10 protein-coding genes are annotated in these 13,485 nt (G+C 68.1%); 5 read left to right on the forward strand and 5 right to left on the reverse strand.

What is annotated here, in order from left to right:
- Positions 1–134 precede the first annotated feature (134 nt).
- Positions 135–533 (forward strand): hypothetical protein, encoded by a 399-nt coding sequence (locus tag QCE83_RS03010; RefSeq protein ID WP_309807542.1) that lies wholly within the window; start codon positions 135–137, stop codon positions 531–533.
- Positions 534–566: 33 nt separating this feature from the next.
- Here the strand turns inward: QCE83_RS03010 and gstA are convergent, their stop codons facing one another.
- From gstA to QCE83_RS03030, 4 genes are all read right to left on the reverse strand, one after another.
- The gene (gene gstA / locus QCE83_RS03015) at positions 567–1,172 is read right to left on the reverse strand and encodes a glutathione transferase GstA (RefSeq protein WP_309807543.1); all 606 of its coding nucleotides are present in this window, start codon (positions 1,170–1,172) and stop codon (positions 567–569) included.
- 72 nt (positions 1,173–1,244) lie between these two features.
- Entirely contained in the window at positions 1,245–2,174 is a 930-nt protein-coding gene (locus QCE83_RS03020; RefSeq protein WP_309807544.1) for a bestrophin family ion channel, read from the reverse strand.
- A gap of 157 nt (positions 2,175–2,331) precedes the next feature.
- Positions 2,332–3,735, reverse strand: coding sequence for an argininosuccinate lyase (gene argH / locus QCE83_RS03025; protein ID WP_309807545.1), 1,404 nt, complete (start codon positions 3,733–3,735; stop codon positions 2,332–2,334).
- A 77-nt stretch (positions 3,736–3,812) separates the two neighbouring features.
- Positions 3,813–4,619 carry a helix-turn-helix transcriptional regulator gene (locus QCE83_RS03030; protein WP_309807546.1) on the reverse strand — a complete coding sequence of 269 codons (807 nt, stop codon included), beginning with the start codon at positions 4,617–4,619 and terminating at the stop codon, positions 3,813–3,815.
- A gap of 151 nt (positions 4,620–4,770) precedes the next feature.
- On the opposite strand from QCE83_RS03030, the gene QCE83_RS03035 reads away from it, so the two are divergent.
- The gene (locus QCE83_RS03035) at positions 4,771–5,535 is read left to right on the forward strand and encodes a class I SAM-dependent methyltransferase (RefSeq protein WP_309807547.1); all 765 of its coding nucleotides are present in this window, start codon (positions 4,771–4,773) and stop codon (positions 5,533–5,535) included.
- 43 nt (positions 5,536–5,578) lie between these two features.
- On the opposite strand, the gene ppc is transcribed toward QCE83_RS03035, so the two are convergent.
- On the reverse strand, positions 5,579–8,653 hold the full coding sequence (ppc, locus tag QCE83_RS03040) for a phosphoenolpyruvate carboxylase (RefSeq protein WP_309807548.1): 3,075 nt from the start codon (positions 8,651–8,653) through the stop codon (positions 5,579–5,581).
- Between the two features lie 346 nt (positions 8,654–8,999).
- Between ppc and hemC the strand changes: the two genes are divergently transcribed.
- The 3 genes from hemC to QCE83_RS03055 are packed head-to-tail and all read left to right on the forward strand — an operon-like array spanning position 9,000 to position 13,332.
- Positions 9,000–10,007, forward strand: a complete 1,008-nt coding sequence (gene hemC / locus QCE83_RS03045) for a hydroxymethylbilane synthase (protein ID WP_309807549.1) — start codon at positions 9,000–9,002, stop codon at positions 10,005–10,007.
- On the forward strand, positions 10,007–12,139 hold the full coding sequence (hemDX, locus tag QCE83_RS03050; protein ID WP_309807550.1) for a fused uroporphyrinogen-III synthase HemD/membrane protein HemX: 2,133 nt from the start codon (positions 10,007–10,009) through the stop codon (positions 12,137–12,139). Before hemC ends, hemDX begins: the two co-directional genes overlap by 1 nt.
- Entirely contained in the window at positions 12,139–13,332 is a 1,194-nt protein-coding gene (locus QCE83_RS03055; protein WP_309811419.1) for a heme biosynthesis protein HemY, read from the forward strand. Before hemDX ends, QCE83_RS03055 begins: the two co-directional genes overlap by 1 nt.
- Positions 13,333–13,485: the final 153 nt, after the last annotated feature.

Consider the following 13,485-nt stretch of genomic DNA (forward strand, 5'->3'; position numbering starts at 1 on the left):
GTGCGCCGGGGGGGGGGTGGCGCGCGCGGGCGGGGGGGGGGGGGGGGGCCCCCCCCCCCCCCCCCCGCCGGGGGGGGGGCCCCCCCCCCCCCCGCCCCCCCGCGGCCGGAACCTCACGTTGCACACTTCAGATCATGATCGTTCTCTATCCGGTCGCGCCTGCCTGCGGGTCCGAATGCCTGATGGACATGGTGCGCTGCCTCGATCCGCTTGCATCGCTTGCATCCGACATGCATGCCGATCCGGCGCACGCGCTGGGCGTGGTGTGCGGCGCGCTGATTCACCTGACCCGCTCGCGCGAGCATTCGTCCTGGCGCGCGGCGATCTTCTTCGTTATCTCGCTGGTGGGCGGCTACTACCTGTCATGCCGCGCGCTGCTGGACTGGCCGCATGTCGAGCCGTGGTTCGCGGGCTTCGTGTGCAGCGCGATGCTCGTGTCCGTGGCCATGCTGTCGTTCGACTGGACCGAGCGCCGCATCGTGCCGACGCTCGACCGTCTGTACAGATGGCTGGTGCGGCGCATCTGCGGATGAACACCGCGACGGCGCCGCGCCCTGCCGCGTGCTTCAGATCAGGCCTTCCGCCTTCATCGCCGCCTGCACGCCGGGCCGCGCGCCGACCCGCTCCTGATACGCGACGAGCGCCGGCCATTTGCCGAGATCGAGATCCACATGCTTCGCCCAACCGAGCACGGTGAAGAGATAGCCGTCGCCGATGCTGAAGTCGTCGCCGAGCAGAAACTGCTTGTCATCGATGTGCTGCGCGACATACGCGAGACGGCGCTCGAGCGTGGCCTTGGCGATGGCTTTGGAATCGCTGCCCACGCCCGGCGTGAAGAACGGCGAGAAGTTCTTGTGCAGCTCGGTGCCGATGAACGTGAGCCAGCTTTGGAGGCGATAGCGCGCCATCGCGTCGGCGAGCGGGGCGAGATGTTTCGCCGGAGCCTGATCGGCGACGTATTGCATGATCGCCGGACCTTCGGTCAGCAGTTCGCCGCTGTCGAGCAACAGCGCGGGAACATAGCCCTTCGGGTTGATCTGGCTGAAGTCGGCGCCGCTCGCGGTGGTCTTGGTCTTGAGATCGACGGCTTCGGTGGCGTAGGCCAGGCCGGACTCTTCGAGCGCGATATGCGAGGCGAGCGAGCACGCGCCCGCCTTGTAGAACAGTTTCAAAACATTTCCTCCAGGTTGAGAGCGCACGATTATCGACGATGTCATGCGCACCCTGCACGGGAGGACGGAAGGTCAATCGAGAATGTAGTCGGGCGTGTTCGTCGCGCAGCGCGGCGCGCGCACGAAGCCGGGGTCGGCGGCCAGATCATGCAGCGCGGTTTCGATCCCTTCGCAGATGGTGTTCAGCGCGAGATCGTTCTCTTCGTTGCCGAACGGGTCCTCGATTTGCGCCGCGATGGCTTCGAGCGCCATGAACGCATAGGCGAGCAGCAACGCGAACAAGGGCGTGAGCAGGCCGGCGCCGTCGACGAGACCGAACGGCAGGAACGCGCAGAACAGATAGATGGTGCGGTGGATCATCACCGAGTACGAGAATGGCAGCGGGGTCGAGGCGAGGCGTTCACAGCCGCCGATCACGTCCGACAGCACGTTCAGGTTGTGCTGGAAAGCGAGCACCGCATAGCCGTCGATGCTGCCCTCGCGCTGACGCTCCGCGACCCATTCGCCGAGCCACAGCATGATGAGCGCCGGGCGGAAGGTCGCGGCCGCGAGGCGCGCGTGCAGCTCGGGCGGCACGCGCGGGGCGAGATCGGCGAGGGCGTCGGTGCCGCGCAGCTGGTGACGCAGCGCATGCGCGAGGGCGCCGAGCGCGGCGAGGAACTGGCGCGACTGCACCGGCTCGCGCCGGGCAGCCAGCGACAGCGCCTGTTGCCCGAGCGCGCGCGCGGTGTTGAGCAGCGCGCCCCACAGCTTGCGGCCTTCCCACCAGCGCTCATAGGCTGCGCTGTTGCGAAAGCCGAGAAACACCGCGAGCGCGATGCCCACCAGCGCGAACGGCGGCGTGCCGAGTTCGACCGGATAGGTGCGCATGGTGTCGTGCATGACGATCGCCGTCACCGACAACGCGAAGATCAGCCCGAGCCGCGGCAGCAACTGCGGCAGCACGGAGCCGCGCCAGACGAACAACAGCCGGAACCAGTTGAGCTTGGGGCGGATGATCATGGCGGGGAGCGTGTGAGGGGTGTGGAGGGCGTGACACCCGATTATCGCGAATCAGCCGGGCATTGCGCAGGGACACTGCGTCGCGGCCGGGAACGAAAAAGGCCGTTCTTGCGAACGGCCTCGGAGGGTCTTCAGGGCGCTGTCAGACTCCGCGCGTTCAGAGCGCCGCGCGCGCGGCCCGTGCCGCCGCCCGCACCTGATCCGGCGCGGTGCCGCCCGCGTGGGCGCGGCTCGCGACCGAGCCTTCGAGCGTCAGATAATCGAACACGTCCTCGCCGATCAGATGCGCGACGTTCGGCAGTTCCTTGCGCATCTCGTCCAGCGACAGGTCCGCGATATCGCATTCACGGTCCACGCAGATGCGCACCGCATGCGCCACCGCCTCGTGCGCATCGCGGAACGGCAGGCCGCGCTTCACGAGATAGTCCGCGAGATCGGTGGCGGTGGAGAAGCCCTGCAAGGCGGCGGCGCGCATCGCCTGCGGCTTCACCGTGATGCCCGCGGCCATCTCCGCGAAAATGCGCAGCGTGTCGGCAACCGTATCGACGGTATCGAACAGCGGCTCCTTGTCTTCCTGATTGTCCTTGTTGTAGGCGAGCGGCTGGCCTTTCATCAGCGTGAGCAGCGCCATCAGGTGGCCGTTCACGCGGCCGGTCTTGCCGCGCGCGAGTTCCGGCACGTCCGGGTTCTTCTTCTGCGGCATGATCGACGAACCGGTGCAGAAGCGGTCGGCCAGATCGATGAAGCCGACGCGCGGGCTCATCCACAGCACCAGTTCCTCGGAGAAGCGCGACACGTGCGTCATGACGAGCGCCGCGGCCGCCGTGAATTCGATCGCGAAGTCGCGGTCCGACACGGCGTCGAGCGAGTTCGCGCAGATGCCCTCGAAGCCGAGCGTCTTCGCAACCGCCTCGCGGTCGATCGGATAGCTCGTGCCGGCCAGCGCCGCCGCGCCCAACGGCAGGCGGTTCACGCGCTTGCGGGCGTCGCGCATGCGTTCAGCGTCGCGCGAGAACATTTCGACGTAGGCGAGCAGATGATGGCCGAAGGTCACCGGCTGCGCGACCTGCAAATGCGTGAAGCCGGGCATGATGGTGTCGGCGTGTTGCTCGGCCATGTCGATCAGCGCGCCGCGCAGATCCTTCAGCAGCTCGCCAATGCGGTCGATCTCGCCGCGCAGCCACAGGCGGATGTCGGTCGCCACCTGGTCGTTGCGCGAGCGGCCGGTGTGCAGGCGCTTGCCGGCATCGCCGATCAGCGCGGTCAGGCGCGCCTCGATGTTCAGATGCACGTCTTCCAGGTCCAGCTTCCACTCGAACTCGCCGCGCTCGATCTCGCCCTTGATCTGCGCCATGCCGCGCTCGATGGCCGCGAGGTCGTCGGCGCCGATGATCTTCCGTGCCGCGAGCATCGACGCATGCGCGAGCGAGCCCTGGATGTCGACGAGGGCGAGGCGCTTGTCGAAGAACACCGACGACGTATAGCGTTTGACGAGCTCCGACATCGGCTCGGAGAAGCGCGCGGACCAGGCCTCGCCTTTTTTGTGGAGTTGGGAACTCATGGTGATGTGCTGTGCTGTGGCGGTCGGAGGAAGCGGCGCGAGAAGCCGCCGGAAGACTGGGATTTTAACAAAAGGCGTCACGCCTCCCCGACGAGGATCACGAGCTTCAGATCTTCGCGATGCGCCGGCTTGAAGGTGATCTGATTGAACACCACGCGGCCGCGCGCCGGATGATTGAACGCGCGCTCGCCGCCTTCGCGCTCGAACACGTCCTGCGAGGCCCAGTAGCGCGCGAACGCATCGCTCGCGGCGCTGAGGGTGTCGATCAGCGCGCGGGTGGGCGGATCGTTCAGATGGCGGATGGAATCGGCCCGGAATTCGGCTGCGAGCCGCCGCGCGCGCGTATCCCAGTCGACGATCAGCTCGCGCGCCGCCGCCGACGTGAAGGTGTAGGTCAGCAGGTTGCGGTCGTGCGCGCCGTCGAGCCAGCCGACGAACAGATCCGCCGCCGGCGCGTTCCAGCGCAGCGCGTTCCATTGCCGGTCCAGCACATAAGCGGGCGCGCCGATCAGGCCGACCGTCTGCAGCAGCGCGGCGGGCGCGTCCTGGCTGGCGGGATCGGGCTCGGCGGGATCGCGCTGCGCCGCCAGTTCGAACAGATAGGCGCGCTCGGCGCGCGACAGCTGCAACGCGACGGCGATGCGCGCGAGCGCGTCGGCGGAGGCGGACACCGGGCGGCCCTGCTCGATCCAGGTGTACCAGGTGGGACTCACGCCGCACAGTTGCGCCACTTCTTCGCGGCGCAGACCGGGCGTGCGGCGGCGCGGACCGGGCGCGAGGCCGACGGCCTGCGGCGAGAGACGTTCGCGATGCGCGCGGATGAACTCGCCGAGCGCGCGGGCGGGCGTTTCGGCGAGGATGTCGTGTTTCTCGATGGAGCTCATGCAAGGTGCTGAAAGCGGGGTTCAGCGATGACAGGTGGTGGAGATACCAGAATAACTGCTCTACTTGTACCGGTACAGGGCGGGCTCTATTGTAGCGGCTTGCAGCGCCAGACCTTCCCCACACCTCCCCACACCGAACCGGAGATTCGCCATGAAACACCACGATCAGGTCGCGGACGCCTTCGGCAGCACGGCTGCCGCCTATCTCACGAGCGCCGTCCACGCGAGCGGCGCGGATCTGCAGACGCTCGCCGCGACCTTCGCGGCCACCTGCGGCAACGCGACGGTGCTGGATATGGGCTGCGGCGCGGGCCACGCGAGCTTCGCGATTGCGCCGCACGTGCGCGAGGTGGTGGCGTACGACATCGCGCCGCAGATGCTCGCGACGGTCGAAGCCGCCGCGCGCGAGCGCGGCCTCACGACCATCCGCACGCAGCAGGGCGCGGCGGAAACGCTGCCGTTCGCGGATGCGTCGTTCAACTGGGCGGTGAGCCGGATGAGCGCGCATCACTGGCGCGACGTGCCGGCGGCGCTGCGGGAGGTGCATCGCGTGCTGAAGCCGGGCGGGCGGCTGCGCTTCATCGACATCGCGGGGATCGACGATCCGCTGTACGACACGCATATCCAGGCCATCGAAATATTGCGCGACGCTTCGCATATCCGCGACTATCGCGCGGACGAATGGCTCGCGATGCTGGACGCCGCCGGTTTCGAAGCGCGCATCGGCGAACGCTGGCGCATTCCGCTCGGATTCGATGCGTGGGTGACGCGCATGCGCACGCCGCCCGAGCGCGTGACGGCCATTCGCTCGATGTGGAACAGCGCGCCCGACGAAGTGCGCCAGTACTTCAGCGTGACGGAGGATGGCTCGTTTGAACTCGATGCAATGCTGATCGAGGCGCAGCGGCGGGACTGAGGTCAGCGGCGCCGTGGTGCTGCACACACGGCGCCGCCACGCATCAGCCGGTGTTGCGCAGGCCGGCCGCGATGCCGTTGATGGTCAGGTGAATGCCGCGCCGCAGCCGCACGTTCTGGTCGCCCGCGCGATGCCGCTTGAGCAGTTCGACCTGAAGGTGATTGAGCGGATCGAGATACGGGAAGCGGTTCTTGATCGAACGCGCGAGCAGCGGGTTGTCGGAGAGACGTTCGCCGCGGCCGGTGATCTCCGCGAGCACGGCGCACGTGCGCTCATGCTCCGCGACGATGCGCTCGAACACATGCTTGCGCAGCTTCTTGTCGCTGACGAGCTGCGCGTAGCGCGACGCGACCGCGAGATCGGTCTTGGCGAGCACCATGTCCATGTTCGACAGCAGGTTCTTGAAGAACGGCCAGGTCTTGCACATCTTGCGCAGCAGGGCGAGGCGCTTGGTGCGTTCTTCCTCGGAGCCGGTCTTGTCGAGATACGCGGTCACCGCGCTGCCGAACCCGTACCAGCCGGTCAGCAGCAGGCGGCACTGGCCCCACGAGAAGCCCCAGGGAATCGCGCGCAGATCCTCGATCTTGCGTTGCTTCGGGTCCTGCATCTTGCGCGAGGCCGGCCGGCTGCCGATGTTCAGCTCGGCGATCTCGGCGATCGGCGTCGAGGAGAAGAAGTAGTCGGTGAAGCCCGGCGTCTCGTAGACGAGCGCGCGGTACGCGGCCATCGCTGAATCCGAGAGCGTCTGCATCACTTCCTCGAACTGCGGCAACTGCGCGGGCGCATTTTCATGCGGCAGCAGCGAGGCTTCGAGCGTCGCGGCGACCACCGTCTCCAGATTGCGCCGGCCGATTTCGGGATTGCCGAACTTGCTGGAAATCACTTCGCCCTGTTCGGTCAGGCGGATCTGCCCGTCGACGGTGCCGGGCGGCTGCGACAGGATGGCCTGGTAGGTCGGGCCGCCGCCGCGTCCCACCGTGCCGCCCCGGCCATGGAACAGGCGCAGCGTCGTGCCGCGTTCCTTGAACAAGGTGACCAGCGCCAGTTCCGCGCGATACAGCTCCCAGTTCGACGTGAGAAAGCCGCCGTCCTTGTTGCTGTCGGAATAGCCGAGCATCACTTCCTGCTCGTTGCCCTGGTTGCGCACCAGCGCGTCGATGCCCGGCAGCGCGAAGAACTCGCCCATGATGACCGGCGCATTGCGCAAGTCGGCGATGGTTTCGAACAGCGGAATCACCATCAGGCCGTCGCGCGCGGAGTCTTCGCGGTTGCCGAGACAGCCTTGCAGCACGCCGGTTTCCTTCTGCAGCAGCATTACTTCCAGCAGGTCGCTGACGGTTTCCGTGTGCGAAATGATGTAGTTGCGCACGGCGCGCGCGCCGAACTTGCGACGGGTTTCGCGCGCTGCTTCCAGCACGCCGAGTTCGCTTTTCGCGAGATCGGAATAGTCAGCGTACGGCAGGCGCAGCGGACGCGGCTGGGCCAGTTCCTTCAGCAGCACCGCGCGCTTTTCTTCCTCGGAGAGCGCTGCGTAGTCGGCATTCACGCCGGCCCGCGCGAGCAGTTCGGCGATGACCGCTTCGTGGATGTCCGAGCTCTGCCGCAAGTCGATGCTCGCCAGATGGAAGCCGAACACTTCCGACGCGCGCACCAGCGGCGAGAGCCGCAGGATCGACATCGACGCGCCATGATGCTCGGCGAGCGAATCGACCAGCACGTGCAGGTCGCGGGTGAATTCGGAGGCGTCCGCGTAGGGCGTCGCGCGGATCTGCGGCGCGCCCGGTCCGGCGCTGCGCAGCGCCACGACGCCTTCGCCCAGCCGCACGCGCGCGCTGGCCGCGAGCCGTGTGTACATGCCGATCAGCGCGCGCCGGTACGGCTCGTCCGTGCGATGCACCGACTGGTCCGGCGAGGCGTCGGCGAGCGCCTGCAAGGCCTCGCTCGACCCGGCCAGCAGGTTCGACACCGACAGCTCCGCGCCCAGCAAATGCACCTGTTCCAGATAGTGTTCGAAGATCACCGTCGCCTGGCGGGTGATCGCGGTGTCGAGCGTTTCGCCGGTGACGAACGGATTGCCGTCGCGGTCGCCGCCGATCCAGCTGCCCATCTGGAAGAACGCCGGCAGGCGCACGGGCAGGCCGTGTTCGCCGAGCGCGGTCTCGATGTCCGCGTAGAGCGCCGGAATCTCGGCCAGGAAGGTGGCGCGGTAGTAGGACAGCGCGTTGTCGATTTCATCGGCGACCGTGAGGCGCGCGTCGCGCAGCATGCGCGTCTGCCACAGCGACGTCACGCGCGCGCGCAGCACCGCTTCGTTGCGGGCGCGTTCGCGCGCGGTCAGTTCCTGGTCGCGTTCGGCAAGCAGGCGGGCGATGTCGTGCTGCGCGTCGAGGATGCTCTTGCGCGACACTTCGGTCGGATGCGCGGTGAGGACCGGCACGATCAGCGCGTCGCCGAAGAACTTGTCGAGCTGCTTGCGGGTGGCGCTGACGGTCTGCTGCTCGCGCATGCGTTCGATCGCGTAGGCAATCGTGCCGGGCTGCGAGCCGGAGCCGGCCAGCGCGTGAATGCGGCGGCGGCGGTTGTGATGACGGTCTTCGGCGATGTTGGCGAGATGCGAAAAGTAGCTGAACGCGCGCACGACCGAGACGGTCTGTTCCGGCGACAGCGCGCGCAGCTTCTTTTCCAGCGTCTGCGAGGCCTCGACGTCGTCTTCGCGGCGAAACTTCACGGCCGTCTGGCGAATGGCTTCGACCACATCGAACACGGCGTCGCCTTCCTGCTCGCGCAGCACTTCGCCGAGCAGACGGCCCAGGAAGCGGATGTCTTCGAAGAGCGGCCGGTCCTTGTCGTCGCGCGCGCGGGTGGAGGGCTTCGGCGCGGTCTTCGAGGCGGTCTTTGACACGGCAGACGTCTTGAGCGCGGTTTTGGGAACGGACTTCAGCGCCGACTTCGACGCGGCCTTGATGCCGGGCCGGGGTTTCGGCGCGATGGCGGCCTTCGATGCCTTGGCGACGGTGGCTGGCTGGCTGGGGCTGGCGGGTGCGGGCGTGCCGGCGGGGGAAGACTTGGGCGATGCGGCGTTGCGGCGCGCGGAGCGAGCCGATGCAGAAGACGTCACGTTGAGTTCCTCTCAGAAGCGGCAAAGCCAGGGCACATCGACTCGAAACGCCGGACTGCCGATTCCGTCAACCGGCGTGGGGTTCGGCGGGCAAGCACCGGCCGCCGAACGGCCGTGCTTCAAACTTGCGACAGCATGCCGCGCGATTCACCGCGTCGCGGCACGCGGACCGCGCGAAGGCGGCGCCAAGCCGCCGTCCCGCTGCATCCGGATGTGCTGCGAATGCCCCGAAAGGCGCATCGGACAAGGCTTTCGCGCAATGCCGGCGGGTCGGTGAGCCGTGGCGTGCGTGCTACCATTGTTCGCTAATGTCCATTCACCAATCCCGTCATTCACTCAAGCATCAATGAATTCCGAGACGCATTCGGCGACACCGCCCGCAACCCTGACCATCGCTTCGCGGGAAAGCCGCCTTGCCCTGTGGCAAGCCGAACATGTGCGGTGTGCGCTGCACAAATTATATCCACGTTGCGACGTGAAAATCCTCGGAATGACCACGCGCGGCGATCAGATCCTCGATCGCACGCTGTCGAAGGTCGGCGGCAAGGGTCTGTTCGTGAAGGAACTCGAAGCCGCGCTCGCCGAAGGCCGCGCCGATCTCGCGGTGCATTCGCTCAAGGACGTGCCGATGGAACTGCCCGAAGGCTTTACGCTCGGCGCCATTCTCGAGCGCGAGGATCCGTGCGACGCCTTCGTCTCGCCGCACTTCGAGTCGCTCGAAGCGCTGCCGGCGGGAAGCGTTGTCGGCACCTCGAGCCTGCGCCGCGAAGCCATGATCCGCGCGCGCTTCCCGCTGCTCGACGTGCGTCCTCTGCGCGGCAATCTCGACACGCGTCTCGGCAAGCTGGATCGCGGCGAGTATGCGGCGATCATCCTCGCGGCCGCGGGTCTCAAGCGGCTTGGCCTTGAAGCACGCATCCGCGCGCGTCTCGAGCCGGCGCAGAGCCTGCCGGCGGCGGGGCAGGGCGCGCTCGGCATCGAAATCCGCGCCGACCGCGCGGAACTCGCCGCCTGGCTCGCGCCGCTGCATGACATGCGGACCGCGCTGGCCGTCGAAGCGGAACGGGCGGTATCGCGCGCGCTCGGCGGCAGTTGCGAAGTGCCGCTCGCCGCGTACGCCGAGTGGCAGGGCGACGCGCTGCATCTGCGCGGCGCGGTATCGATGCCGGATGGCCGGCGCGTGCTGCGCGCCGAGGAATCCGTGCGCGCGCCCGACCTGGCCGCCGCGCTCGCGCTGGGCCAGCGCGTGTCGACGGATCTCGAAGCGCAAGGCGCGCTGGAGATCGTCGCCGCGCTGTCCACCTTGCGCGCCGGCGACGGTCCGAACACGGCGCCCGCGGGGCCGCGTTCCTGATGCCGGGCCCGCGCCGCGCCACCGTCATCGTCACGCGTCCGGCGGGACAGTCGTCCGCGCTGCTCGCGCGTCTCGCCAGCGCCGGATTCGACACGCTGGAATTTCCGCTGATCGACATCGCGCCCGTCGCCGACGACGCCCCGCTGCGCGCCGCGCTCGATCAGCTCTATCTGTCGCCCGATGCGCCGGAGCGTTACGCGCTGGTGGTGTTCGTGTCGCCGAACGCGGTCGATCACGCGTTCAGCCGGCTTGCCGCGCCGTGGCCCGCTGACTTGCCGGTGGCGGTGGTCGGGCCTGGCTCGGTGGCCGCGCTCGCCCGCCAGGGCGTGCATGCGCCTGCGCAGCGGGTGATTACGCCGTCGGCGGAGAAAGCCGATCCCCGTTTCGATTCCGAAGCGCTGTACGCGGCCATCGAAGCCGAATTCGGCGCCACCGGTCTCGAAGGCCGGCGCGTGCTGATCGTGCGCGGCGACGGCGGCCGCGAGTGGCTCGCCGAACGCCTGACCGCCGCGGGCGCGCAGGTGGAGAAGGCCGCGGCGTACCGGCGCGTGCTGCCGGAGCCGTCGATGCAGAAGTGGGAGCGCGTGCACGCGCTGCTCACCGGCGAGCCGCCCATGCAGGACGTGCCGCACGCCTGGCTGCTGACCAGCTCCGAAGGCGTGCGCAATCTCAACGAACTCGCGTACGAGCATCTCACCGCCGATGAAATCGCCCGCCTGAAACGCGCGCCGCTGGTCTGCCCCCATCCGCGCATCGCCGAGGCCGCGCGGGGGGCGGGTTTTGATAGGATGACGGTGTCCGGCGCGGGGGACGACCGCATCGTCCAGGCGCTGGAAGCGTTATTTCCGACCGGCACGAGCGGCGCGGAGGCATCGGCCCAGACTCACGAGTCGCATCAAACGGCCCAGACCCACCGGCATCCGGAGGCTGACGCAGCCGCCGGTCCGGCTTCTCAATCGGCCCCGGCCCAGCAACCGGCCCCACAACCGGCCCATCAACCGGCTCCATCACGCATGACTGATCCGAACGATTCCAAGAAAGACTCACCTCAGCCGAACGTGACACCGCCCCTGCCGCCCAACACGCCGTTCACGCCATTCGAGCAGCAGAAGCGGCGCGGCGGCGCGGGCCTCGTGCTGTTGTGGGTCGTCGTCGTCATTCTGGCGGTGGCGGCGGGCGCGGGTGCGTTCGTCCTGAACCGCAAGTTCGACCGCGCCGGCACGCAACTGTCGCAGCGGCTCGCGCAGGCGGACCAGCAGAATGCCGAACTGCGCGCGAAGGCCGATCAGGCCGCGAGCGCCACGACCGCGCTCAACACCCAGCTCATCCAGATGCAAGGCAAGCTCGCCGACGCCGAAGCGCACAGCCAGGCGTTGCAGCAGCAATATCAGGATCTCGCGAGCAATCGCGACGACTGGACCGTCGCCGAAGTCGAGCAGATCCTGTCGAGCGCAAGCCAGCAGCTGCAACTGACCGGCAACGTGCAACTCGCGCTGTTTGCGCTGCAGAGCGCCGACACCCGCCTCGCGGCAACCAACGGCCCGCAGGTCGTGGCGATCCGCAAGGCCATCGCGCAGGACATGGACAAGCTCAAGTCCGCGCCGACCACCGACCTCACCGGTCTCGCCATCAAGCTCGATACCGCCATCGGCCAGATCGACCAGCTGCCGCTCGCCGGCGAAGCGCCGATCGCCCGTGCGCGCGCCGAGGCCGCCGCGCCGGCCGACAGCGCCTCCATCGCCGCGGCCACCGGCGAGCCGCGCTGGAAGGTGCTGTGGCGGCAGATCACGAGCGGCATCGGCCAGCAGTTGTCGAGCCTCGTGTCGGTGCGCCGCATCGATAACGCCGACGCCATGCTCACGTCGCCCGATCAAGGCTACTTCGTGCGCGAGAACGTCAAGCTGCGGCTGCTGTCGGCGCGTCTGTCGCTGTTGTCGCGCAGTGAACCCACGCTGAAGTCGGACCTGAGCGCCGCCGATGCCGCGCTGGCCCGCTACTTCGATCCGTCGTCGAAGAAGGTGGAAGCGGTGCGTGAACTGGTGAAGCAGGTCGATCAGGCGTCGCTCGCGGTGGCCGTGCCCAACCTCAACGACAGCCTCGCCGCCGTCCACCAGTTCAAGCGAGGCGGATGATGACGACTCGTGGACTCATCTGGCTTGCGCTGCTGTTCGCCGTCGCGGTGATCGTCGCGACGGTCGGCGGCTTCAACGGCGGACAGATCCTGCTGGTGATGCCGCCGTATCGCGTGGACATGTCGCTAAACCTGTTCGTGGTCGCGCTGGTGGTGTTGTTCCTGGTGCTCTATGCGCTGATCCGCGCGGCGCGCGGCGTCTGGAAGATGCCGTCGCGGGTGGCGGCGTATCGCGCGCGCAGCAAGCTGGCGAAGGCGAATGCCGCGCTGCGCGACGCGGTCGGACATCTGTATGCCGGGCGTTTCTCGAAGGCCGAGAAGGCCGCGCGCGACGCGCTCGCGGTGACCGACAACAAGGGCGCGGCCGGGCTGATCGGCGCAAGCGCGGCGCACCGGCTGCATGAATATGCCCGGCGCGACGAATGGCTCGCGCAGGTGGGCGGCCCCGAGTGGCAGGACGCGCGCCTGATGGCGACCGCCGACATGCGCGCCGACGGCCGCGATGCCGATGGCGCGCTCGTCGCGTTGACCGAGATGCAGGCGCAGGGCGGCCGGCGTATCCATGCGCAGCAGATCGCGCTGCGGGCGCAGCAGCAGTTGAAGAACTGGGGCGAGGTGCTCAAGCTCGTGCGCATGCTGGAAAAGCGCGAGGCGCTGCATCCGGCGGTGGCGGTGCGGCTGCGCCAGGTGGCGGCGGAGAACCTGCTGCGCGACCGGCGGCACAATCCCGATGCGCTGATCGAGTTCTGGCAGTCGCTCTCGGCGACCGAGCGCCAGTCGCCGCGTCTCGCCGATCTCGCAGCCGAATTGCTGATCGCGCTCGACCGTCGCGCGGAGGCGAAGAAGATCGTCGAGGACGCGCTCGCGCACAACTGGGATGCGCGGCTGTTGCGGCGTTATCCGGACTGCATCGTCGGCGGCGACGCCTTCCCGCTGATCCAGCGCGCCGAAGCCTGGCAGAAGGAGCGCAGCGAAGACGCCGATCTGCTCTTCACGCTCGGCCGGCTGTGCCTGCACCAGCAGTTGTGGGGCAAGGCGCAGGCGTTCCTCGAATCGGCGCTGAAGCTCGCCGACAACGAGCCGCTCAAGATCCGCACGCATCGCGCGCTTGCCCGTCTGCATGAGCAGCTCGGCGACACGCAGCAGGCAGCGGAACACTATCGCGCGAGCGCCATGGCGATGAACGTCGTGTGATCCGTGCCGCGCAGGGAAGGAACAGGCGGCATGAGCGAACGTTCATGCCGCTTTTTTTCTGATGTAGTGCCGTGCCCACGCGCGCCGCGGGTACGACGAATGCACGATCGCTCTGCAGAAAGCCGCATTGGTCCGGCGTCCGGCCGGAAACGG

It is taken from the genome of Caballeronia sp. LZ034LL, from assembly GCF_031451215.1.
GTDB lineage: Bacteria > Pseudomonadota > Gammaproteobacteria > Burkholderiales > Burkholderiaceae > Caballeronia.